This window comes from Pseudomonas putida, assembly GCF_028682175.1.
Classification (GTDB): domain Bacteria; phylum Pseudomonadota; class Gammaproteobacteria; order Pseudomonadales; family Pseudomonadaceae; genus Aquipseudomonas; species Aquipseudomonas putida_AD.
Genome location: NZ_JANHKS010000068.1, coordinates 1 through 23,516 on the forward strand (window position 1 = coordinate 1; position 23,516 = coordinate 23,516).

17 protein-coding genes are annotated in these 23,516 nt (G+C 61.3%); 7 read left to right on the top strand and 10 right to left on the bottom strand.

Annotation, left to right across the window (positions count from 1 at the left end; translation table 11 throughout):
- Nucleotides 1–73: 73 nt before the first annotated feature.
- The 6 genes from NPS29_RS26705 to NPS29_RS26730 all read right to left on the bottom strand — a co-directional run bounded on the left by NPS29_RS26705 (nt 74) and on the right by NPS29_RS26730 (nt 10,965).
- Nucleotides 74–3,544 carry an efflux transporter outer membrane subunit gene (locus NPS29_RS26705; RefSeq protein WP_274136404.1) on the bottom strand — a complete coding sequence of 1,157 codons (3,471 nt, stop codon included), beginning with the start codon at nt 3,542–3,544 and terminating at the stop codon, nt 74–76.
- A 1-nt stretch (nt 3,545) separates the two neighbouring features.
- Complete coding sequence (locus tag NPS29_RS26710) at nt 3,546–4,784, bottom strand: hypothetical protein (protein ID WP_274136406.1); 1,239 nt, start codon at nt 4,782–4,784, stop codon at nt 3,546–3,548.
- Nucleotides 4,781–6,031, bottom strand: coding sequence for an HlyD family secretion protein (locus tag NPS29_RS26715; RefSeq protein WP_274136408.1), 1,251 nt, complete (start codon nt 6,029–6,031; stop codon nt 4,781–4,783). The genes NPS29_RS26710 and NPS29_RS26715 overlap by 4 nt, the downstream gene beginning before the upstream one ends.
- A gap of 473 nt (nt 6,032–6,504) precedes the next feature.
- Nucleotides 6,505–7,731, bottom strand: coding sequence for an alkaline phosphatase family protein (locus NPS29_RS26720; RefSeq protein WP_274136410.1), 1,227 nt, complete (start codon nt 7,729–7,731; stop codon nt 6,505–6,507).
- A gap of 286 nt (nt 7,732–8,017) precedes the next feature.
- Complete coding sequence (locus NPS29_RS26725) at nt 8,018–8,734, bottom strand: FadR/GntR family transcriptional regulator (protein ID WP_274136412.1); 717 nt, start codon at nt 8,732–8,734, stop codon at nt 8,018–8,020.
- Nucleotides 8,735–9,210: 476 nt separating this feature from the next.
- A complete protein-coding gene (locus NPS29_RS26730; RefSeq protein ID WP_274136414.1) occupies nt 9,211–10,965 on the bottom strand; it encodes an IlvD/Edd family dehydratase in 1,755 nt (584 codons plus the stop codon).
- 215 nt (nt 10,966–11,180) lie between these two features.
- Here NPS29_RS26730 and NPS29_RS26735 point away from each other — a divergent pair, with 215 nt between their 5' ends.
- From NPS29_RS26735 to NPS29_RS26760, 6 genes are all read left to right on the top strand, one after another.
- Nucleotides 11,181–12,500 carry an MFS transporter gene (locus NPS29_RS26735; RefSeq protein ID WP_274136415.1) on the top strand — a complete coding sequence of 440 codons (1,320 nt, stop codon included), beginning with the start codon at nt 11,181–11,183 and terminating at the stop codon, nt 12,498–12,500.
- A gap of 121 nt (nt 12,501–12,621) precedes the next feature.
- Complete coding sequence (gene araD1, locus NPS29_RS26740) at nt 12,622–13,614, top strand: AraD1 family protein (RefSeq protein ID WP_274136417.1); 993 nt, start codon at nt 12,622–12,624, stop codon at nt 13,612–13,614.
- A 98-nt stretch (nt 13,615–13,712) separates the two neighbouring features.
- A complete protein-coding gene (locus NPS29_RS26745) occupies nt 13,713–15,038 on the top strand; it encodes an MFS transporter (RefSeq protein WP_274136418.1) in 1,326 nt (441 codons plus the stop codon).
- Between the two features lie 88 nt (nt 15,039–15,126).
- Nucleotides 15,127–15,423: a DUF5629 family protein gene (locus NPS29_RS26750; RefSeq protein WP_274136420.1), complete on the top strand. Its 297-nt coding sequence runs from the start codon at nt 15,127–15,129 to the stop codon at nt 15,421–15,423.
- Nucleotides 15,424–15,630: 207 nt separating this feature from the next.
- The gene (locus NPS29_RS26755; RefSeq protein ID WP_274136422.1) at nt 15,631–16,797 is read left to right on the top strand and encodes a lactonase family protein; all 1,167 of its coding nucleotides are present in this window, start codon (nt 15,631–15,633) and stop codon (nt 16,795–16,797) included.
- Nucleotides 16,798–16,972: 175 nt separating this feature from the next.
- Nucleotides 16,973–17,152 (top strand): hypothetical protein, encoded by a 180-nt coding sequence (locus NPS29_RS26760; RefSeq protein WP_274136423.1) that lies wholly within the window; start codon nt 16,973–16,975, stop codon nt 17,150–17,152.
- A 314-nt stretch (nt 17,153–17,466) separates the two neighbouring features.
- Here the strand turns inward: NPS29_RS26760 and NPS29_RS26765 are convergent, their stop codons facing one another.
- The 3 genes from NPS29_RS26765 to NPS29_RS26775 are packed head-to-tail and all read right to left on the bottom strand — an operon-like array spanning nt 17,467 to nt 22,650.
- Complete coding sequence (locus NPS29_RS26765) at nt 17,467–19,584, bottom strand: TonB-dependent receptor (protein WP_274136425.1); 2,118 nt, start codon at nt 19,582–19,584, stop codon at nt 17,467–17,469.
- Between the two features lie 8 nt (nt 19,585–19,592).
- A complete protein-coding gene (locus NPS29_RS26770; RefSeq protein WP_274136427.1) occupies nt 19,593–20,798 on the bottom strand; it encodes an MFS transporter in 1,206 nt (401 codons plus the stop codon).
- On the bottom strand, nt 20,788–22,650 hold the full coding sequence (locus NPS29_RS26775; protein WP_274136430.1) for an IucA/IucC family protein: 1,863 nt from the start codon (nt 22,648–22,650) through the stop codon (nt 20,788–20,790). Before NPS29_RS26775 ends, NPS29_RS26770 begins: the two co-directional genes overlap by 11 nt.
- Nucleotides 22,651–23,032: 382 nt before the next feature.
- Here NPS29_RS26775 and NPS29_RS26780 point away from each other — a divergent pair, with 382 nt between their 5' ends.
- Nucleotides 23,033–23,224, top strand: a complete 192-nt coding sequence (locus NPS29_RS26780; protein WP_274136428.1) for a hypothetical protein — start codon at nt 23,033–23,035, stop codon at nt 23,222–23,224.
- Between the two features lie 64 nt (nt 23,225–23,288).
- Here the strand turns inward: NPS29_RS26780 and NPS29_RS26785 are convergent.
- On the bottom strand, nt 23,289–23,516 hold a 228-nt coding region (locus NPS29_RS26785), incomplete at its 5' end, for a hypothetical protein (protein WP_274136429.1).

The window sequence follows — 23,516 nt, forward strand, 5'->3', positions numbered from 1 at the left end:
TCTCTGTTAAGAAACGGTCGCCTGACACACCGCCCCGCCGGCAAGCCGTGCTGCTACGGGATGGGTGGTGCGGTCATTGTGCTTGGGCGACTTTCATCTTTGGTGGGCTCCAGCCGCCACCCAGCGCCTTGTACAGGTTCACCTGATTGACCTGTCGCGCCAGTTCCAGCGTCAGCCACTCCTGCTGCGCTGCAAACAGCGAGCGCTGTGCGTCCATGGTCGAAAAATAGCTGTCCAGCCCGGCCTCGAAACGCAGCCGCGATTGGCGCCAGGCCTCCTGATAATCCTCGACCAGACGTTTCTGCGCCGCCACCTGGGCGAGCATTTCCTGCCGGGCATTCAGCGCATCGGCCGCTTCCCTGAACGCGTTCTGCACCGTGCCTTCGTAGGCCGCAAGGTTGGCGTCGTAGCGCGCATGGCTGGCGTCGACCACGGCGCGGCGCTGGCCGCCGTCGATCAGGGTCATGGAGCCGGCGGCCGCCAGTTGCCAGAACTCGGCAGGGCCGGTGAGCAGTCTGGAGAAATCGCCACTGAGGCTGCCCAGTGCGCCGGTCAATGAAAGCGTCGGGAAATACGCACTGCGCGCCGCACCGATGTCAGCGTTGGAGGCGCGCAACAGCGCCTCGGCGGACATGATGTCGGGGCGTCTCTGGATCAGGCTCGACGGCAGGCCCGCGGGCACATCGGCAGTGGCCAGGGTCTTGGCCAGATCCCCTTGAGGCAGCAGCGATTCAGGCACCGGCTGCCCCGCCAGCACGCGCAGAGCATTGAGGTTCTGCGCGACTTTCATGCGGTAGGTGTTGACCTGCACTGCGGCGGTATTGGTCATGGCATCGCCCTGATGCACATCGATGCGCGCCGTCGAGCCCAGGTTGTAGCTGCTGCGCAGCAACTGGCCGTAATGCTCCTGGGACTGGAAGGTGGACTGGGCAAGGTCCAGCAGCGTCTGGTTGGCTTTCAGGCTCAGCCAGGTGCTGACCACCTCGCCGATCAGTGCCAGGCGCGCGGTCTGGTAATCCGCTTCGCTGGCCTCGAAACGCGCGTCAGCAGCATTGCGCTGGCTGCGCAGGCGACCGAACAGGTCCAGTTCGTAAGAGGTAAACCCGGCGGTGGCCTGGAAGGTGTTGTCGATACTGCCCGAACTTACCCCGCCGCTCTGAGTGCGCACCAGCGGTGGGATCTTGCTGCGCCCGGCGTAGGTATTGATACCGATGGAGGGAAACAACGAGGCATGGGCGCCGTCGGATTCTGCCCGGGATTCCTCGACGGACGCCGCAAACTGACGCAACCCACGGTTGTTCTCCAGCGCCAGCTCGATCACCTGGCGCAGGCGCGGATCGGTGATGAACCGGTGCCAGTCTTCCTCGAATGCCAGTTTCGCCTCGCCAGCGCCGCCCTGTGCGTTGCTCGGCCATTGCTGATCGATGGGGGCTTCAGGGCGCTCGTAGGTAGGTTCCAGCGAGCAGCCGGCGAGCAGAAGCAAGGCCAGCACGCCCACGATCATCGAGCCGTGGCGCTGCACGAAACGCCCGGGCTGGCGAGATCTGCGCGGGCGAACCGGCTTGCGCGGCTGCTTCTCGCCGATCAACGAGCGGCGTAACAGGCTGCTGAACGCCACCGCAGGCTTGGCTCTGCCTGCGACGTTGGTATTGGCATCGCTGAACAACCGCCCGATCAACCGTTGACGCAACGGCTCCTGCAGATCCACGAACTGCAGCCCCAGCCGGCCATCTCCGGTCTGGCGTTTGACCTCCACCGGCACCCGGCCCACCTTGTTCACCCACACCGTGCCGCGCAGGCCCGGCCTGATCTGCGCCGCATGTGCGCAGGCGAATGACGCGCCGCTGATGGAGATGTCGGTCAGTTGTCCGGCGAACATGCGTCCGGCCAGGTGCAAGCCGGCGGGTTTGACGAAGGGAAAACGTTCCTCCCCGTGCAATCGCGGGCGATCGACGCAGGCCACCAGCGTGGCGACGTTGTACACCAGCGCCACCACCGTCCAGCACAGGTTGAACTGCACGTTGCCGTCGAAGGTGTCGGCGGTGGCAATCGCCGTGAAGGCGCCGACCTGAGCGAACAGGGTGAGGAAGAAAAAGAACCCGAACAGCTTCCAGTGCACCATGGCCTGGGTACGGTCCAGCCCTTTGGCGGTGACCTTGAAGGGCCGGCCGAACGGGCGAATCAGCGCGCTGACGATGGTCGCGGTCACGGCCAGGGACGCTACGATCTGCGTGACCTCGGTGAAAATCGGCAGGGTGCGCCGGTCCGTGACCCAGGTGCCGTAGCCCCAGAACGCAATCAGCGCCGGCATGCCGAAGGCCAGGAAGTCCATCGGTTTGGCGTAGAACCCGGCGATGCCGAAGTACCAGTAGAGCAGGGGCGAGATCAGCATCATCAGAATGAACGGCTTGGAAAACCAGTGCAGCATGCCGTGGATGTAGTGCAGCCGGTCGTTGAGCGTGTAGCCGCGCCCGCGCAAGGGGCCGTCGGCCAGCAGCGCGACCTGGATCGTGCCCAGGCACCAGCGCCCGCGCTGGTTGATGTACTCGGTCAGGCCTTCGGCGGAGAGCCCGATGGACAGCCGCTCGTTGAGCCAGCGGGTGACGTAGCCATGTTGTAGCAGACGGTAGGTGGTGTAGATGTCTTCGCACACCGAGCCTGTCGGAAAGCCACCGATCTCGTTGATCCGGTCGCGCCGCACCACGAATGAGGTGCCCACGCAGAAAGCCGCGTCCCAACCGTCCTTGGCGGGCTGGAACACGTCGAAGAACACCCGCTGCTCGTCGACCCAGCAGGTCGATGAGCCCAGGTTGTGCTGGATCGGGTCGGGGTTGTAGTAGAACTGCGGGGTCTGAACCAACGCCACTTTCGGGTCTTCGAACAGCCCCAGGGTGCGCATCAGGATCGGCTGCTGGGGCGCGAAGTCGGCGTCCAGCACCAGAATGTAGGGCGCGTTGGTCGAGGCCTGCGAGGTGCGCAACCCGTTGTTCAGGTTGCCCGCCTTGGCATGGCTGTTGTCCGGGCGGCGGGCGTAGTGCACGCCCATGTCCAGGCAGTAGTCGCGCAGCCAGTCGCGGCGGGTGTCGTCCAGCACCCAGACGTTGAAATTGGGGTAGTCCATGGCTTTGGCGGCGATGATGGTCTTTTCCAGAACGTCCAGGCCTTCGTTGTAGGTGCAGATGAACACGTCCACCGCAGGCACGTGGCGCCCGGCCGCTCGAAGGCGGTATTCCCCGGCATCGGCGCTCTTGCGGTGATCGCTGCGAATCAGCATCACCACGATGGACACCAGGGTGTAGGTGATCGCCAGCGATTCGAAGAACAGGAAAGCGTAGGACCACAACGTGGCGAACCCGGCGTGGATGTCCGGCAGGGTTTCGCGCACCCGCCACACCAGGTAGTTGATGAGCAACAGGCCGGTCATGATCCCGAACACCGCGCGGGCCGGCCACTGGTCGCGGCGGGTCAGCAGGGTGAACAGAATCACCATTGCCAGCGTGCCGAGGTTCAACTGCCACAACTGCAAATCGTCGAGGGCGTGCATGTCAGTTAGCCTCTTGAGCGCCGGTGAACGGGTTGACGCCACTGGCAGCGATCGCCGCCCAGGCCGTGGCGCCGAGATGAGGCAGGTGGTAGTAGAAAAAGTCGTTGCTGGTGGAGTCCGGGCCGATGGCAAGCCCGGTGCTGATCTGTGCCTGGGGTGTGGCGAACAGCCAGCCGTCGCTGGCCTGCTGGGCCATGAGCACCGGCCACAAGGGCCGGGCCTTGTCGCTGGCGCCGGTCAGTTGCACGACGGCAGCGGCCTGGGCGGTGCCCTCGGTCCAGAGGCCGTCGGGGTTGCGGTTGAAGCCGTAGCCGGCGTCGAAGCGGTGGGCCTGATCGATGAACGCCAGTGCTCGCGACCAGTCCTTGGGTGGATCGCTGACGGCAATCAGCGGCCAGATCTGCGCATCCAGTCCCGAGCGCTGATGCTCGGCGGTGCGGCCGTCCGGCAGGGTGCCGATGAGAAAGCGGCCTTCGCTTTCCAGCCACTGGCTGTCGACGAAGTGGCGGGCGATGCGCGCCTGTTCCGCGCTGTCCTGGCTGGCCTTGATCTGTTGTAGCGCTTGCCACGCTGCCGCCAGGTCGACGTTGTGCTCGGTGGATTTCCAGCCCTGGCGCACCGGGTTGGGCGGGTAGCCGTAGAAGCCGCCGATGAAACCCGCCGGCGCCTGGGCGTCGTAGGTGTTGCGCTGGGTCCACAGCAGGACCTTTTCAGCCGCCAGCAGGTAGCGCTGCTCGCGGGTCTGGCGAAAGGCTTCGAGCAACGCCAGCGCCGCCCAGGCCTGATTGCCTGTGGCGCTGCCCACCTGATAGGCATCCTGATTCCAGGCGCCGCGTTCCTGGCTCCAGTAGCCGGGAAGCAGGATCGGCCCGTGCTGTTTCACCACGCCTGCGGCGTAGGCGTTGCGCAGGCGGCCGTCGTGGTAATCCGGGTCGTTGTCGGTGGCGTAGGCCAGTGCGTCGGCGATGCGCCGGGCCGACTGCGGTTTTCCGCAGCCGAACAGGGCAATGCTTGCCAGCGCGTTATCGTAGGTGAAGGCCACGCCGCGCAAGGCGATGATCGCCGGCGGATGGCCTTCGAAGGCCGGGTAACTGGCCAGTAGCACCGGTCCTTCGGCCAGTGATTGCACGGCCTGGTCCAGGGCGGTGCAGGTCATGGTCTGCAACTGCGCCCGGCCCGGCTCCGCCACCGCATGCGTGACGAAGAGCGCCGCCAGCAGCGCCCAGTAATGAGGTTTCATCGCACGACCTCGGCCGTGACCCAGTTGCCGGGGTTGCAGGTCCGTGCACGCTGGGTGGGCGAAAGGTCGGCGTCGAAGGCGCCCACCACGTACACCGCATTCTGTTCGGCGAAGGGGAAGGGCACGCTGTAATTGGCCAGTTGGGCATCGCCCGGTTTGGCCAGCAACTGCACCACGTGGGCCTTGAGCGGTTCGTTGAGGCCCCCGACCTTGACCTCGAGCACTGTGTCGCGGTTGATCTTGCTGGCCATGCGCTCGGGGAACACGGCGATCACGTTGGTCTGGTCGCACACGGTGGCCCGCAGCAGTGTCGAGCCTGCACGCACCAGCGTCCCCTGGGGTGCGATCAGTTCCTGGACGGTGCCGGGGGCATAAGCCACCACATCATAGGCGGCCATCAGTTTGACCCGGTTCTGCTCGGTGTCGATCAGGCGGTTCAGGTTGTCCAGCTCCTGCTGTTGCGTGGCGCGATTCTTCGCCTGGTTGGCCAGGCTCAGTTGCAGGGTGGTCATGCGCGATTGCAGGTCGAACATGCGCAACTGGTCGGGGTCCAGGTACACCTGTTCGCTGGCCGCCGACACATCGCCACTGTTGATCCGCAGCTGCGAACGGATCGACTCCGCCGCGCCCTGCAAGGACGCCAGTTGTGCCTTGGACGACGTCACTGCCGCCTGGCTCACGGCGCCCTGGCGGAACAGTTCCATGTTGCGCGTCACCGTCGCCTGGGCATCCTGCAGGCGAGAATCGGCAGCCGCGCTTTCGGCCTTGAGGGCGCGCTGGGTGTAGAGCTGGCGGGTGTGATAGGCGCTCTGATATTGCTGGCTGGTCTTTTCCAGCGCCTCGTAGAACTGCTGGTCGTGCTCGGCCTGGCTTTTCAGCGAGGCCAGTTGCTGCTCGAGGGTCAGGCGGCGGGTCTGCAGGGTCAGCAGGGTTTCCTGGTTGGCCCTGGGGTTCTCGATGGTGGCGATGGTCTGGCCGGTGTCGAAGGTGTCGCCGGCCTTGACTTTCAGCGAGCTGACCACGCCATCGATGGGGGTGGTCAGCAGAATCACTGGCGCATTGAGAATCGCCCGGGTCGCCGATGACGACAGCAACGGCATGAACAAGGTCGAAAACAGCAGCCAGACAATGAAAAACAGCACGCTGAACCCGACCAGCCGGGGCAGCAGTGACAGCGAGAAAAAGCCCGGTTTGACAGGCTTGCCCGTGGTCATCGAAATCGGCTCCGCCGACAGATTGGTCATCATCCGGTACTCCAGCTGAGCATGCATCAATGGGCAGTCAGGCACGCGCGCGCCGTGACTGCGTCGGTCAGACGACAGCTAAACCAAGGCATACAAAAGCGTCGCCCGGTCAAAGGCGATGTACAGGATTTGTCTTCTTGAAAGCGCAGGACTGAAAAGGCTGGATACGTCCCGTCTTGTTGAAATGCAGCAGCAGTGACCCAGGCAGGAGAAAACGATCACTGACCCAAAACTATGCGCGAAGGCCTTTACTGTCAACAGCTTGCGGGCGGTTAAAGATTGGCGTCGGTTATCCGCCGGGTTTTTTTGACGCGACGGGTGGCGCGGGGTTTTTTACCCGGCGTGTAAGCCATTCAAATATCAGGGGTTTTTGCTGCGCTGCCGGGATATCGGTGGCTTGGACTTGTAGCGGTTCAGGTCTCTGCGCGGCGGCGAAAGGAGAAAAAAATATAAGGATCCCGTTTGTTATCGCCGCTTCAGCGCTTGACGGACTTGTCCGATACCAGCACCGACACCGGGACTTCGTTGAACACTACGGTGTAGTTCAACTGGCCGATGGGTTGCGGCAGGTCGCTGTCTATGTACTGGCTGGAGGAGTCCGTCAGTTTGGCGATCAACTGGCCGGCACGGTAGATGCGCAGCGGCTGCTTGCTGCCTTCGGTGACGCGCCAGCGCAGTTCGACCGTGCGTTTTTCCGCATTCAGGCTGGCGCCCAACTGGCGCACGCCCACGTGACCGATCAGCGGCACGCCATCAATCGTGTAGCGCTGCGGATCGGTGTTGATGCCCAGGTGGGTGAGAATGGTCGGTACCACGTCCGCCTCGCTGGCCAGGCCGTACAAACCGTTGAGCGCCGGGTTGTCAGGGTCGGAGATGGGCTGGGTCAGTTGTTCGTTGGCCGGTTTGTTCAGGCCGATGAACGCGGTTTTTTCGCTGCGGCTCTGCTCGCCGTGATCGTAGCCGTCCGGCAGTCTTCTGCCGTGGTCGGTGGTGACCATTACCAGCCAGTCCTCATCGGCATTCTCGCGCTTGCGTTTGCCCAGTGCGTCGAGGATCAGCCCGATCTGCTTGTCGGTCTTGGCAATGGCGTCCTGATAGCCTGGTCCGAAACCATTCTCGTGGCCGGCGTCGTCGGGCTGGTCCAGGTGCACGAAGATGAAGTCGAAATTCCCGGTGCGCAGTTCCTGCACGGTGCGTTCGGTCGCGCACTGGTCATCGCCACCGCATTTGACCCCAAGCTCGATGAACCCCGCCGAGATGTCGTCGGCGAAGTTATCGTTGATCGGGTTCCAGCTGACGATGCTCGCCGTGTGGCGTGTGGGGGATGAGAGGCTGATCAGTTTGAACAGACTGTCGGTCTTGATGCGCAGGCCGCTGTCGTTGCTGGCGATCCGGTGCCGGTCGGCCCAGGCGCCGGTCAGCACGGTGGCCCAGCCAGGGCCGCTGAAGGTGGTTTGCTGGGTCGAGGTGCCAACCATCCCGCCGGTGTAGGTCATCATCGGCCGCAGTCCGGCAATGACCGGCGCATGTCCGGCGTCGATGGCCTGTTTCAGTTGTTCGTATTGCACCCCGTCCACGCCGATCAGCAGGGCCTTGTGCCGATGGAAATCGACCGAATCGCCCAGCAGCATGTTCTTGAGCAGCAGCGCAGCCAGCAAACCCAGAAGCAAGGCGATGCCGCAGAGCCTGGCGATGGAGTACATGTTAAACCTCATGCTTGAGGTCGCAGGGGAAGGGACATGGGCTGACGACGAATCCTTGTCGATGATGAAACGGACTCTATTGGTTATAGCCAATATTTGGAGGGATGGAGGAAGGATCGTGCATTCAAATGAGTGGGTGTGTGTCGGGGTGTGGCACGACACACACTCTGTGGGAGAGGGCTTGCCGACGAAGAGGCCGGGGATGGCGCCGCATTTTTTGTAGCCGTGCCGCCGCCTTTGCGGGCGAGCCCGCTCCCACAGGTTCGATTCAAGTCAGCCAGAGGCGTCAGAGCCCCTGACCCAACACCACATTCAGCGCATTGCGCGCGTCGTCCAGTTGCACCAGTGTCGCGTGGTGCGCGCCCAGGGCGTCGCGGTTTTCGATGGCAGTGAGAATTGCCCGGTGCCGCGGCAGGGCGAGTTCGTGCAGGTTGGGGCGTTTGTTCGAATGTTTGAGCGCTTCGCGCAGCGCCAGCGACAGCATGTTGCACAGGTGCGCCAGCAGATCGTTGTGGGTCGCGTCGGCGATGCGGCTGTGAAAATCCAGGTCCGGTTGCAGCACGTCTTCCACCGTCGGCGCGGCGGCCATGCGGTCGTAGGCCTCGCCGATGGAGGCGATTTCTTCGGACGTGGCGTGCTGCGCGGCGAGGGCCGCCGCGGCAGGTTCGATGATGCTGCGCACGCTGGTGAGCAGGGCGAAGAACTCGTTCTGCGGCGAGCTCTGCATCAGCCAGTGCAGCACGTCAGGATCGAGGATGTGCCACTCGCGACGGGGCTTGACCACTGTGCCGACCCTTGGCCGCGAATAAACCAGCCCCTTGGCCACCAACACCCGCGTCGCCTCGCGCAGCACCGGGCGACTGACCGCGTATTCTTCGCAGAGCAGGGCTTCGGCGGGGAGCTTGTCGTCCGGCTTGAAACGCCCTGAAACGATCTGCATGCCGATGTCCTGGACGATGCGTGAATGCATGCTTTTGCGGTCGGAGGGCTTACGGTAATCCATGGGGCGCGAGACGATCCTGAGCGGTGGGTGCGGCGCATCATAGCATTGACCTCACAAGGCCGGCGTGGCGAAGTCTCTGTAGGAGCGCGCTTGCCCGCGACAGCGATTGGCCTGTGACAGATGTCTTGCCTGACACACCGCCATCGCGGGCAAGCGCGCTCCTACAATGCGCAGGCGTGCGCGGGATGTGATGCCAAACCCGGAACCCGTAGCAGCACGGCTTGCGGGCGGGGCGGTGTGTCAGACGACCCTTGCGTGCCTGACACGCCGCGATCGCGAGCAAGCTCACTCCTACAGGGTTGCGGCGTGCACCTGACTGTATTGCGCCACCACAGCTTGTAGGAGCGCGCTTGCCCGCGACAGCGATTGGCCTGTGACAGATGTGTTGCCTGACACACCGCCATCGCGGGCAAGCGCGCTCCTACAGTGCGGCGGGGTGCACGGGTTGTGGTTTCAAGCCCGGGTCCGTGGGGGCGTCAATGGGAATGCCGAGGCACTTCCGATCCGCGCATGCCCACCAGGAAGTCGAAATCACACCCTTGGTCGGCCTGCATCACATGGTCGATGTACAACTGGCGATAGCCACCGATCAACAGCTGTTGCGGCGCTTGCCAGTCGGCCAGGCGGGCGTCGAGTTCCTGCTGGGGGATGTCCAGGTGCAGGCGTCCGGTCGCGCAGTCCAGCTCGATGTAATCGCCTTCCTGCACCACCGCCAGCGGTCCACCGGCTGCCGCTTCTGGCGCCACGTGCAGCACCACCGTGCCATAGGCTGTGCCACTCATGCGCGCATCCGAAATACGCACCATGTCGGTCACGCCCTGTGCCAGCAGCTTGGCGGGCAGGCCCATGTTGCCGACCTCGGCCATGCCCGGGTAACCCTTGGGCCCGCAGTTCTTCATTACCAGAATGCTGCTGGCATCGACCTCCAGATCCGGATCATTGATCCGCGCCTTGTACATGTCGAAGTTCTCGAACACCACCGCGCGCCCACGGTGCTTCATCAGGGCGGGGGTGGCAGCGGACGGCTTGAGCACGGCGCCCAGCGGCGCGAGGTTGCCGCGCAATACGCAAATGCCTCCGTCGGCCACCAACGGGTTGTCGATGGCGCGGATCACTTCGTCGTCGCCATAGATCGGCGAGTTCTTCACGTTTTCCCACAGCGACTTGCCATTGACAGTCAAGGCTTCGGGGTTGGGGATCAGGTTGTTCTCGCCCAGGCGACGCAAAACCGCAGGCAGGCCGCCGGCGTAGTAGAACTCCTCCATCAAAAAGCGCCCGGAAGGCTGCAGGTCCACCAGGGTTGGAGTGCCACGACCGATGCGGGTCCAGTCGTCCAGTTCCAGATCGACGCCGATACGCCCGGCGATGGCCTTCAAGTGAATCACCGCGTTGGTCGATCCGCCGATGGCGGCGTTGACACGAATGGCGTTCTCGAACGCTTCCCGGGTCAGGATCTTCGACAGGCGCAGGTCTTCGTTGACCATCTGCACGGCACGCATGCCGGACATGTGCGCCAGTACGTAACGGCGTGAATCCACCGCTGGAATTGCGGCGTTGTGCGGCAGGGATGTGCCCAGCGCTTCGGCCATGCAGGCCATGGTCGAGGCCGTGCCCATGGTGTTGCAGGTGCCGGCCGAGCGTGACATGCCGGCCTCGGCGGAGAGGAATTCGTCGAGGCTGATCTGGCCTGCCTTATAGGACTCGTGCATCTGCCAGACGATGGTCCCGGCGCCGATGTCCTTGCCTTTGTGCTTGCCGTTGAGCATCGGCCCGCCGGTCACGACGATGGCCGGCACATCGCAACTGGCCGCGCCCATCAGCAGGGCAGGGGTGGTCTTGTCGCAACCGGTCAGCAGCACGACGCCGTCGATGGGGTTGCCGCGAATCGCCTCTTCCACGTCCATGCTCGCCAGGTTACGCGTGAGCATTGCGGTAGGGCGCAGGTTCGATTCGCCGTTGGAGAAGACCGGAAATTCCACCGGAAAGCCGCCGGCTTCGATGACGCCGCGCTTGACGTGTTCGGCGATGGTGCGGAAGTGGGCGTTGCACGGGGTGAGTTCGGACCAGGTGTTGCAGATGCCGATGATCGGCTTGCCCTGAAACTGATGGTCGGCGATGCCCTGATTCTTCATCCAGCTGCGGTACATGAAGCCGTTCTTGTCGGCGGTACCGAACCATTGGGCCGAACGCAGGGTGGGTTTCTTGTTGGTATTGGCTGGGGAATCAGACATAAATCAGCACTCTTATTGTAAGACTAAAGGCTTTGCGTGATGACTAAAGTAGGCCGAAAAAGCCTCGATTGGAAGAGTTGTCACATTAAATAGTATTACTATATAGTCGGTACCCATCGATGACCGACCCTGTCATGCCTGCTCGCGCAGCACACACGAAGGCAGAGGCGATCACGCAAGCAGTCAATAACAATAACAACGTGGAGACCGCCAACATGAGCCAGGAACTCAGGCTTATACGTCGCATCACCCTCAAGCTGATTCCGTTTCTGATCCTGCTGTACCTGATCGCCTACGTGGACCGTTCCGCCGTGGGGTTCGCCAAGCTGCACATGGGCGCGGATGTCGGCATCGGTGACGCCGCCTACGGACTGGGCGCGGGCCTGTTCTTCATTGGTTACTTTCTGTTGGAAATCCCCAGCAACCTGATGCTCGAACGCTTCGGCGCGCGGCGCTGGTTCGCGCGGATCATGGTCACCTGGGGCGCGATCACCATGGGCATGGCCTTCGTTCAGGGGCCGACCAGTTTCTATGTGATGCGCTTTCTGCTGGGCGCGGCCGAGGCGGGCTTCTTCCCCGGCGTGCTGTACTACATCACCCAGTGGTTCCCGGTGCGCCATCGCGGCAAGATCCTCGGCCTGTTCATCCTCTCGCAACCCATCGCCATGATGATCACCGGCCCCATCTCCGGTGGCCTGCTGGGCATGGAAGGCATCGGCGGCCTGCACGGCTGGCAGTGGCTGTTCCTGTGCATCGGCGCGCCGGCGATCCTGCTGACCTGGCCGGTGCTGCGCTGGCTGCCGGACGGCCCGGACGATGTGAAGTGGATCGATCCGGTTGAAAAGCGCTGGCTGGCCGGCGAGCTGCAAAAGGATCTGCAGGAATACGGCCAGACCCGCCACGGCAATCCGCTGCACGCGCTCAAGGACAAACGCGTCCTGTTGCTGGCGCGGTTCTATCTCCCTGTGACCCTGAGCATCTACGGCCTGGGCCTGTGGCTGCCGACGTTGATCAAGCAATTCGGCGGCAGCGATCTGGTGACCGGTTTCGTGTCATCGGTGCCCTACATTTTCGGGATCATTGGCCTTCTGATCGTGCCGCGCAGTTCCGACCGCCTCAATGACCGCTATGGTCACCTGGCCGTGCTCTATGTGATCGGCGCGCTGGGCCTGTTCCTCAGCGCCTTTCTCAGCGTGCCGGTGCTGCAACTGGCCGCGCTGTGTCTGGTGGCGTTCTCGCTGTTTTCCTGCACCGCGGTGTTCTGGACGTTGCCGGGCCGCTTCTTTGCCGGCGCCAGCGCTGCGGCCGGTATCGCGCTGATCAACTCGGTGGGCAATCTGGGCGGCTACATCGGCCCGTTCGTGATCGGCTGGCTGAAAGAAATCACCGGCAACCTGGCCTCAGGCCTGTATTTCCTGTCGGGGGTGATGGTCTTCGGCTTGATCCTCACCGGCATCGTCTATCGCGTGCTTGAGCGCAAACACGTGCTGCCTGAATCCGAATTCGCGGCCAGCGCCCGTCGTTCACAAGCCTAGTAGGAGCGCGCTTGCCCGCGATAGGGCCGTGTCAGCCACCCTAAGCGTCACAGGCACACCGCCATCGCGGGCAAGCGCGCTCCTACAGCGGTCGTGCTCATCATCTGGAAAGGAGAAACTCATGCATCTGGTTCAATTCGAATTGGGTAACGGCCAGCGTCGCGTAGGCCTGGTGGACGGCGCGCTGGTGCGCGAAGTGCAGGGCGCGACCAGCACCCGTGACCTGGCGCTGGCGGCCATCGACAAGAAGATCTCCCTGGCCGAACAGGTCGACAGCCTCGGGCTGGGCGACAGTCATGACTATTCGCAACTGCGCGCCGACCTGCGCATCCTGCCGCCGCTGGATCACCCGGACCCTGCGCATCTGCTGGTCAGTGGTACGGGCCTCACTCACCTGGGCAGCGCCTCGGCCCGGGACAAGATGCACCAGCACGGCAACGACGAGTCCGCGATGACCGACACCATGCGCATCTTCAAATGGGGTATCGAAGGCGGCAAACCGGATCCGGGGCAGGCGGGCGTGCAACCCGAGTGGTTCTACAAGGGCGATGGCAGCATCGTCATTCGTCCGGGCGAAGCCTTCCCGCAGCCGCCGTTCTCCGAAGACGCCGGCGAAGAGCCTGAGCTGAGCGGCCTGTACGTGATCGGCCACGACGGCAAGCCTTACCGCCTGGGCTTCGCCATCGGCAACGAGTTCTCTGACCACGTCATGGAGCGCAAGAACTACCTGTACCTGGCCCATTCCAAACTGCGCGCCTGCTCCTTCGGCCCGGAACTGCGCGTCGGCGACCTGCCGCAGAACCTGGCGGGCACCAGCCGCATCCTGCGCAATGGCCAGGTGCTGTGGGAAAAGGAATTCCTGAGCGGCGAGGCCAACATGTGCCACAGCCTGGAAAACCTCGAGTACCACCACTTCAAATACCGTCAGTTCCTGCGCCCGGGCGATGTGCACGTGCACTTCTTCGGCACCGCAACGCTGTCTTTTGCCGACGGCATCAAGACCCAGCCAGGTGATCGCTTCGAGATCAGCCAGAGCGAATTCGGCGCACCGCTGGTCAATGGCATTGCGCAGGAAGAGGCGGTGTTTGAACCGGGGGCCGTCACCCAGCTCTGAAAAGCGCTGACGTGCTTCTGTGGGAGCAAGCTTGCTCCCACAGGCTAATGCGCAGACTTTCCTGCCGACACCCAACAAGAACAATCAAGGTGCGCCCCATGACCGCCAACGCCATCCCGCTGGAACAGCTCGACACCGATGCCCTCGAAGACCGCATCTACCGCAAGGTGAGCTGGCGCATCGTGCCGCTGTTCATCTGCTGCTTCCTGTTTGCCTATCTGGACCGGGTCAACATCAGCTTCGCCAAGCTGCAGATGGCCAGCGACCTGGGTTTCAGCGAGACCATTTACGGTCTTGGTGCGAGCCTGTTTTTCGTCGGCTACTTCCTGTTCGAAGTGCCAAGCAACGTCTTGCTGCACAGGATCGGCGCGCGGATCTGGATCGCGCGGATCATGGTGTCCTGGGGCATCGCCTCGGCCTGCATGATGTTCGTGCAGACGGAGTTCTGGTTCTACACCCTGCGGTTTCTGATCGGCGTGATGGAAGCGGGATTCGTGCCCGGCGTGTTGTACTTCTTCACCCAGTGGTACCCGGGGACACGGCGGGCGCGGGTCAATTCCTATTTCAAAAGCTCCATTTGTGTGTGCGGTATCGTCGGCGGTCCGCTGGCCGGGCTGATCCTCGGCCACTTCGACGGAGCCATGGGCATGGCCGGCTGGCGCTGGCTGTTTTTGCTGGAAGGCATTCCATCGGTGCTGCTGGGTGGTGTGGTGTTGTGGCTGGTCAAGGACCGCATTGAAGACGCGCCGTGGCTCACTGCTCATGAGAAGCAAGTGATGCTCACGCGCATGGCAAAAGAGGTGCGGCCCAACACGTCGCAGAAGGTCAAGGACATCTGGAAACACCCGACCACCTACGTAATGTCGGCTATCTACCTGTGCCTGGTCATGGCCCTGACCGGATTGCTGTTCTGGATGCCGCAACTCATCAAGACAGCCGGGGTGACCGACACCATGGACATCGGCCTGCTCACGGTCATTCCCTACGTGGGCGCCGTGATCGGTAACCTGCTGATCGGTGCCAGCTCCGACCGTCACGGCGAGCGTCGCTGGCACATGGCAGGTTGCGCCACCCTGACCGCGGTGGGGTATCTGGTCTGCGCGCTGTTCCCTGGCCAGTTGTTACCGCTGATGATCGGCATGACCCTGATCATGACCGGCATCATTGCCTGGATGCCGATCTTCTGGACCGTCCCGCCACGTTTTCTCAGTGGTATCGCCGCAGCGGCAGGGATCGCCCTCATCAACTCGCTGGGGCAACTGGGCGGCGTCATCGCGCCGTTCATGGTCGGCCGCATCAAGGACCTCACCGGCACCGCAACGCCGGCCCTGTTTGCCTTGTTCGCCGTGAGCGTGCTGGCCATCGGGCTGATCGTCTGGGGCATTCCTGCGCGGTATTACGCCCGGGAAACCCTGCAGGATTGATCGAACGGACAGGTTTCAAGGTGTCGGCACCTCCATGTCGGCACCTTTTGACCTATCATTCGCGCTTTCACCTATGCGAAGCACTGCCATGACCACCACCCCTGAAAACCTGCGCGCCCTCCTGCAAACCGCACTGACCTCCCAGAGCATGCTGGAAATCGACGGCCTGCACGCCTTCGAATTCACCCTGGACGAGATGCTGCAGATCGAAAGCATGGACGGCCGCGAGCGCAAGGTCTGGCGCTTCTCCCTGGCCCAGGTCGACTCCGCCGAATTCGACACCGCGCTGCAAAGCTGGGTCATCAACGACGGCAACGCCGACCACCGCCTCGTTGTGCTGGATGCGTTTGCCGGTAGCGATGAAGACGAAGACGACGCTGAGTAAACACCCCCGTCCTGTAGGAGTGAGCTTGCTCGCGATAGCGGTATATCAGATACACATTGATTGACTGATACACCGCTATCGCGAGCAAGCTCACTCCTACAGGGGCGTGGTGATTCATCGGAGCAACCAATCCCCGCCAAACGCTGTCATAGCCCCTGAATCACCGCGTTTGCGGCGCGCCAACAACTCCAACAAGAGAACAGCCCAATGACTCCCAGACTTCTGCCCTGGCTGGTGCTCGCCAGCAGCCTTACCGCCCTTTCTGTCCAGGCCAAATCCATGACCGACTACGACGTACTGGTCGGTGCCTATACCGCAGGCAAAAGCGAAGGCATCTACCGTTACGGCTTCAACACCCAGACCGGCCAGCTCGACGCCACGCCGCGCCAGGTCATCAAGAGCGAAAACCCCTCGTGGCTCACGCTCTCCAAAGACCAGCGCCACCTGTTCGCGGTCAACGAGAACGGCCCGGGCCAGACCGACGTCGTCGGCAAGGTCTCGAGTTTCGCCATCGATCCCAAGACCCACGCCGTGTCGTTCATCAACCAGATCGACAGCAAGGGCGAGGAGCCGACCCACTCGAACCTGAGCAAGGACGGGCGCTTCCTGTTCGTTGCCAACTACGCCGTGCACCCGGATCCGGGCGGCTCGCTGGCGGTGGTGCCGGTCGGCAAGGACGGCAGACTTTCGCCGGTGGTGCAGACCGCGACCCACGAAGCGAGCAAGGTCAACCCCGAGCGCCAGGCCTCGTCCCACGTACACGCTGCCGTGCCGACGCCCGATGACAAATACCTGGTCGCCATGGACCTGGGCGCAGACAAGATGTTTGTCTTCAGCTACGACCACAACCAGGCCCAGCCGCTGAAACCGGCGAAAATCCCGGCAGTAGACCTGCCACCGGGCAGCGGCCCGCGCCACCTGCTGTTCAGCAAGGACGGCAAACACGCCTGGCTGACCATGGAAATGAGCGCACAGGTGGCGGTGTTCGACTACCGCGATGGCGAATTCAAGCGCACGCAACTGGTTGAACTGGCCAACAAGGAAGGCCAGCAGAATCGCGCAGCCGGCGGCCTGCATACCTCACCGGACGGCAAGTTCCTGTACGTCGCCAACCGCGGCGAGGTCAATGAACTGTTGGTGTTCAGCATCAACGGCAATGGCCAGCTCAAGGAAATCCAGCGCCGCTCGGTGGAAGGCAAGGAGCCCCGCGAGTTCAGCTTCGATCCCAGCGGGCACTTCCTGCTGATCGCCAACCAGAAGAGCAACCAGATCGTCACCGTGCGCGTCGACCCGAAAACAGGCCTTTTGGGCGAAACCGTGCAGAAAATCGACTTCGATTCCCCCTCCGACTTCCGCTTCCTCACCGCCAAGTGACACATTGACGCACCCCGCAGCCCTTGATTTCAAAGGGCTGCGGCCATGTATTAATTGAAGTGATATGGGCTAGTGCCAGAAAAGATTTTTTCTGAACGCGCCTCGGGCGTACTTTTAATTCCACGGCCACGACGGTCAAGACTTGAAACGAAACATCGACACCGAGGTACACATCATGAACTTCAATATCTTCTCCATCATCGCCGCGTCCGCCATCTCCGCCACTGTTGCATTGCCTGCCAGCGCCAGTGTCGAAGTGACCGATAAAAAAGTCAGCGCGACTCAGACTTACACCCCTAAATACCTGCAACAAAGCGCCAACTTCTACGCTGCACTGGATCACAAGACTCAGTAATGAATAGAACCCTGGACGTGAATCCATTCCCCGTCAACGCTGCCCTCGTTCCCGGGGAATGGATTCTCGAAGCACCACAAGTAACGCTGTAACTGCTCGACATTGAAAGAACGCTTTCGCGAGCAACTTCGCCTTTAACAGGTTGATGCGACCCACTGACCACTGCGTGTCAGGCCATGTATCAAATGTAGGCGAGCTTGCTCGCGAAAGCGTTGAATTCCTCCCTTTGGTCCCCGTCTACTGAATAAGTGATGGGGATTTTTTTGTGGGTGTTTTTTTGGGATAGTCACGTATCAAACAGAACAGTCTGACAGTTACCAATCCACGGCATAGCTCAACGCCAACGTTCTACCTTGAGCATTCGGATAGGGCGCTCGGGCATTGGCCTGGCTGAATAACGTCTGATACTGGCGATTGCACAAGTTGTACATGCCGCCTTCCAGACGCCCGACCGGAAGCCGCTTCGATCCCAAAAGATCGAACAGCGTATAGCCCTGAATCTTTCTTCCGTTGTTGTCCTTGAATGCAGCGTCATAATTGGCCAACTGCATCGCCTGTAGGCGTACCGAATAATCGCTGGGCCGGTATTCTGCAAACAGCGTGGTCTTGGCCGGCGATACCCTTGTTGCGGGCAGGTCTATCCATTTGCCTGCCTGACGGGTCTCGCCTTTGGCCCAGGCGTAGGTTCCGCCTGCGGTCCAGGTATCAGTGAGTCGATAACTCAGGTCCGTCTCCACCCCGCGCACGCGTTCGCGTTGGTCGATCAAGCGCAGTACGCGATCCCTAGCATGGTAGAACTGGGTCACATTGGACGTATTCTCATAGGCGGTAGCCTGCACTTGCCAGTTGTCCAGATTGGCGCGCCAGCCCAGCTCATAGCTGTTGACTTTCAGGGCCTGGGCATTGAGTTGCGTGATGTCGTAATCGCTTTTGACATCACGCAGATAACGCTGGATATCGGGCAGGGAAAATCCCTGGCTGAAGTTGGCAAATACTTCCTGCGAGTCATTGAGTCGATAGACGGCCCCCAGGTTATAGAGGGTAGCGTCGTATTTGAGCGTACCTCCAGGCAGTGTGGCCCTGCGGCCGGTCTGAGCGATTTCACCGTAGGCGATGCTGTCGCTGACCTGGCTTTCGATCCAGGTCTTGCGCACGCCGGTGCGGATCGTCCAGTCGCCGATGTCGTACGAAACCTGGCCAAATATCGCTTTGGTGGCTGTTTCAAGGTCCGGTCCCATTTCGAAGGTCGTTCCGGATTTTCGATAACTCAGGCCGTCGACGATGTATTGGTCGCCGCGTTGGCGTGAGCGTTCATGATCGTAATCCGCGCCCCAGACCAGATTCCCGGTTGCGCTGGCGATCATGGGCAGTGGGCTTTCGACCGCAGCCCGCAAACCGTAGACATCCTGCACGCTGTTATTGTCCGAGACACCCGCCTTACCGCGGCTCAGATCCGGGAAGAACAGCGCGTCAGCGCGGCGCCAGTAACTTTCCATCTGCAGGTTCTGGGTGAAGAAGTCAGCGTCGCTGTAGGTCAGGTTGACGGCCTGGTTATGGGTATAGGGCTGGTCCTTGAGGGCAAGCCCTTTGACTGCCACTGCCTCGTCGCGGTTTTTCCGGTCCTTGGTGTAGCGAGTGTCCTGCTGATCCTTGTAGTCCTGCACGGCAATCCCGACCCTGCGTTCGGTGTCGAGCTGATACCCGATTCGGGTGTGCAGGTCATAGGTGTCGGTGTCCATGTTGCTGCCCTGAGACGTATCCTGCGCGAGGCGTCTGTCGTTGCCGTCAAACTGATCGTTGCGCTGGGTCAGTCCCGCCGAGAGGTACCCATCCAGCGCGCCGGAGCGTCCGGACACGCTCTGAAACGCTTCATAGGCAAACCCTCGTGCCTGGAGGTTATTCCCAGTGCTCAGACCGATCCGGCTGGTAAAGGCCGCGTCTTCACCCTGATTGCGTCGGGTGATGATGTTGATGATGCCCCCAGACGCGCCTGCACCGTAGATGCTGCTCGCGCCGGAAATCACCTCGATGCGCTCGATGCTGTCGGGAGAGATGCTGTTGAGTTGGCGAAAGTTATCCCGCGTAGAGTTCTGCGAAACCCCGTCGATCAACACCAGTATGCTACGGCCCCGCAGCGTCTGCCCAAAGTTGCTCATGCCCCCGGTGGCGGGCGCCAGTCCTGGAACCAGTTGCCCAATGATGTCCGATACCCTGCGCCCGGCTGCACTCTGTTGACCAATCTGCTCTGCATCGATCACTTGAACGGAGCCCGGAATCGAAGCGATGCTCTGTTGAGTCCGGGTGGCCGATACCACCATCTCCGAGAGGTTCAGGGTGCCGGCAGGATGGTTGCCTTCCGTTTGTTCGGCACAGACAGGAAAGCTTGCGCCTCCGAACAGCGGCAGGAGTATGGCGAGTCGTTTTCTGGTCATGGGGAGTCTTATGGGTTGTTGTTGGAATGGGAGGAAAGCGTGGGAAGTGGGTGATTTGAGCGAACCAGACGTATGGCCAAGGCAGCGATGGCGTAGGTCGCTACCACCATCCAGAAGCTGTTCGACAGACCGACGACGCTGACGCCGATGCCGCCTATGAATATGCCGACGAGGCCGCCGGCCTTGGCTGCGCTGTTGCCCACGCCGAGGGCAAAGCCTTGTCTGGAAGCTGGCAGCGTGGTGGCGATCAGTGCGTAGGCGACCGGCAGAAGCGCGCCTTGCCACACGCCCCAGAGCAAGCGAGACGCGATGAAAGTCGCCCACTGATTGGCCATCGCAGCGATGGCAAGTGTCACTGCACACAGCCATGTCACCTGCTCGATGACTTGCAGTGTTCTGGCCGGGGCACGGCGGTCGAAAAGTTTTCCCCAGAGCGGTGCGCTGAGCATCAAGCCTGCCGCGCTGATGGCGTATGTCAGGCCGATGACTGCGGGTGTTCCACCGAGGACTTCGGCTACATACAACGCGTAGAACGGTTGCTGCATCACCTTGGCCGATTGCACGAGCACAATGATAAGTACCAGCGACCCTAGCCATCCTGCAGGTACCCGCAGGGAAGCCTGACCCGAGACTGCGACTGATCTTGCGCGCGGATCCGGGAGCTTCAGACAGCCGACGGCGCAGAGCATGCAGAGGAGGGCGGCCGCATGACACAGCCACACGAACCCATAAGCCTGCATCAAGGCGCCGCCTAATACTGGACCGAGCAATGATCCCAAGGCGGTCGCCGACTGGATCTGCCCCATGATCTGGCCGCGATCATGCCCAGAATGCAGGCACAGCGCGTAGGCCTGTGCAGCGGCGATGAAACCTGCCAGCGCGCCCTGCAAAACCCTTGTCATCATCAATGCCCAAGGGTCGGTCAACCAGGCAGCCAGCCCCTGACACAGTGCAAGAGCTCCCAGCGCCCTGATGAGCATCCACCTGTGGCCTACCCTGTCCCCGAGTCTTCCCCAGGCAGGAGTGAAGATCATTGCTGCCAGCATCGGCCCTGCATAGACCAGAGCAGATAGCACACCGCTGTAGTGGAGGTCTTCGGGTGCCAGCAGGGCCTGAATCTGTAGAGGCCAGAATGGGCCGCTCATTTCCATGGCGCCCATGGAGATGAGCTGGATCAACAACAAGAGCCGCATCGAGCGCTGGTCACTGACCATGCGCAGCGGTGTCCAGCGGGTTTTTCAGTCGGCGAACGATGTCAGTCGGGCAGTCCAGAAGACGCATGCGAAGGAACGATTTGCCCGGCCAATCTTCTTCAAGCAGTGCCCTGCGTTCTGTCTCCCAACGCTGCGGTTCAGTCTTCGCACGCACGTTTTCGAAGCATTGGCTGACATGGTCGTGCAGCTGCTTCCAAAGCATATCCTCCGCAAGCTTCCAGTGCCGGGAGATCAACAGAATGAGTTCTCCGAGGTGACACATGAAGACCGTATGCAGGAGTTTGTCCCGGACAAACCCGGAGTCGTCGTAGACCGTCATCGCAGGGTCTTGCAGTTTCAGCGACAACCCTCTGCGGTGCAGGGTGCGCTTGTCGATGCGGATGTCACCGAAGTCACGGATCAGGATGCGCGACGGTTGTAGATCATTGCCCATGATCATGAAGCTGTTCTGTTGATGCGCTTCGAACGCGATGCCATACACCAGGTACATCCCAAGCAGACTTGGCAGTGAGGCGCTCAGGTAGCGATCAAGAAATGCACAAGCCGCCTCTGGACTGGCATCTCCTTCAGCCAGTGATATCCAGTGGCTAAGCAGAGGTTCATCGTTATGGTCGAACGTGAACAGGCTCCCAACGGGGATTGCAAGTTCGCCTTCTTTCAGTTTTGCAAGCGGGTTGGTTCTGAACAGTACGGATAGATGGCGAGCTCGGTCGTCATTCGGGTACGGGGACTTGTAGTGAACGCCGAGTTCCTCAGGAACGATCGACAGCACCTCTCCAAGCTCTGGCTCACATTCAAGGATGGATTGCAGCAATGCGGAAATCCTTGGGCCCATGCAAGCGGATCTTGGGGATACAGTGCGTTGGACGCTGGTCAGGCGTAGACCCACTGGAAGCTTGACCATCGGCGCAGTCGTGCTGCCTTCAGGCAGGACGGTTCGGAAAGACATGGTGGGCCAGGCCGTGAACGCCTTGATTTCAGTCAGCACGATGAGCCGGTCACGGATTTCTGCAGCAAAAAGGCTGGGCAGGGTTTCCGTTGCCTGCCAGGGATGAACAGGAATCGGCAAATAGTCGCCCGGATCGAGTCCGAGCCGTTGGAGCGCATCGTCGAACTGCTGTAACTGTGGCACCCATTCACAGAGATGCTCCCGGTAGGGGGGAGTGCCGGTCAGTCGCTCGACGTGGGCGAATTTCTTGTGCAGCGCGCACAGTTTGACGTCGAATCTGGCTTCGAACTCAGGTGAAAATTCGATGACCTGCCGAGTCGACAGCCCCAGTTTGGTTTTGTAATTGGGATGCCATGGATGCCCGGTGGTGCCCCATTGTTCAAGGAGGATGCTTGCATTGATTTCGGTGCTTGCTTTGAGCTTAGACAGCATGTTGGTGTCAGGGCTACGGCCGTGGGTGTCGCGCAGAGTTCGACTCAAGGCATCATGGAATGCCAGGCTGATCGCATCGTTGGTCAGGCTGTTATCCAGCTCCTGCGACAACCGCTGCAGCACCTCGGGTGCTACCTTTTCGTCGAACAACGGGACAAGTAACCCCAGCAACTCGGAGGGCAGCACAATTGATCGGGGCAATTGATTACCATGCTGGACAAAGAGCCCCCCGTCTATCGACCAACTGCTCATGCGGTGGGATGCCAGCCCTTTGAACAGGAGGCTGGAATCGTTACCCAGTCTCAGGACTTCGATACCACTCGCTGATCCAGGCAAAAAATTCGGGCTAAGCACTTCTTCCCTGAGCAGCGCTTGTATCAATCGCTGAAGTGCTCGTTGGGACGACTTGTGCAGAGCATCCTTTAGCGCGCATTCCTCAATTTTTCTATGTTCGAATGCCGCTGTTGACATCGCGATGCGCCACTCTTGCGCGATGAGTGCCGGGACTGCCGAATTGATGAATTTCACACCCGCTTCCTTTCATATCTGACGACCTGACTCATATCGATCTAAACGATAATGATTATTGTTGGTCGCTGTTGGTGCGGCGCAATGTATAGCGGTCTTCGGCTGTTATATGTCGTCCGTTTCCGATCTGGTTTGCGGGAAATTTCCTAAACCGAGCTTTGGCAGGAGGAGGGCTCACTGCTGAAATCACTTCGATCTATCAGCCCTATTAATCCCTTAAATAATCAACCCAACTGATCTTCAGAATCGCTGCACATCGTTTTTCATTAATAGGGTCGTCCTTCATTCTTCGCTCCAGAAATCAGCAACATCTGGAGCTACTGTCATGGCCACTGCCATTCTCAATTCACTCAAACACGGCGCTTACACCGCCATCGCGTTGTATGTCGTATTCATCGCAGTGGTCACTGTCGTCAGCCTTAATCCACAACTGGGCGCACCTGGCTCGGTGTCAGTTCAATCGTCTGTCGTTGCGCTGGATGGCGCGGCTGGGCAGGCGAAGGGGCGTGCGTCGTGAGAGGGGCGAATTTCTGGGTGATTGTGTTCTTTGCCCTTATCAACAATGGCTGCACCTTGCTCGGTCACGGCGAGGGCTCGGTGGGCGGTGTGGCGCGCAGCATGGAGTTTCGCGCTGAAATGGCCGATGCGGTGGAGATACTTCGGGCGCAGAAGATCAACAGCGGGAACCCGCCGCCGAAGTCTGGTGAAGCTTTTTCCGGGATATTCAGGCTGGGCGCGATTGCCTGAGCACCACATGCCTCGTAGCAGCACGGCTTGCCGGCGGGGGCGGCCTTGAGATCGCCCCCGCC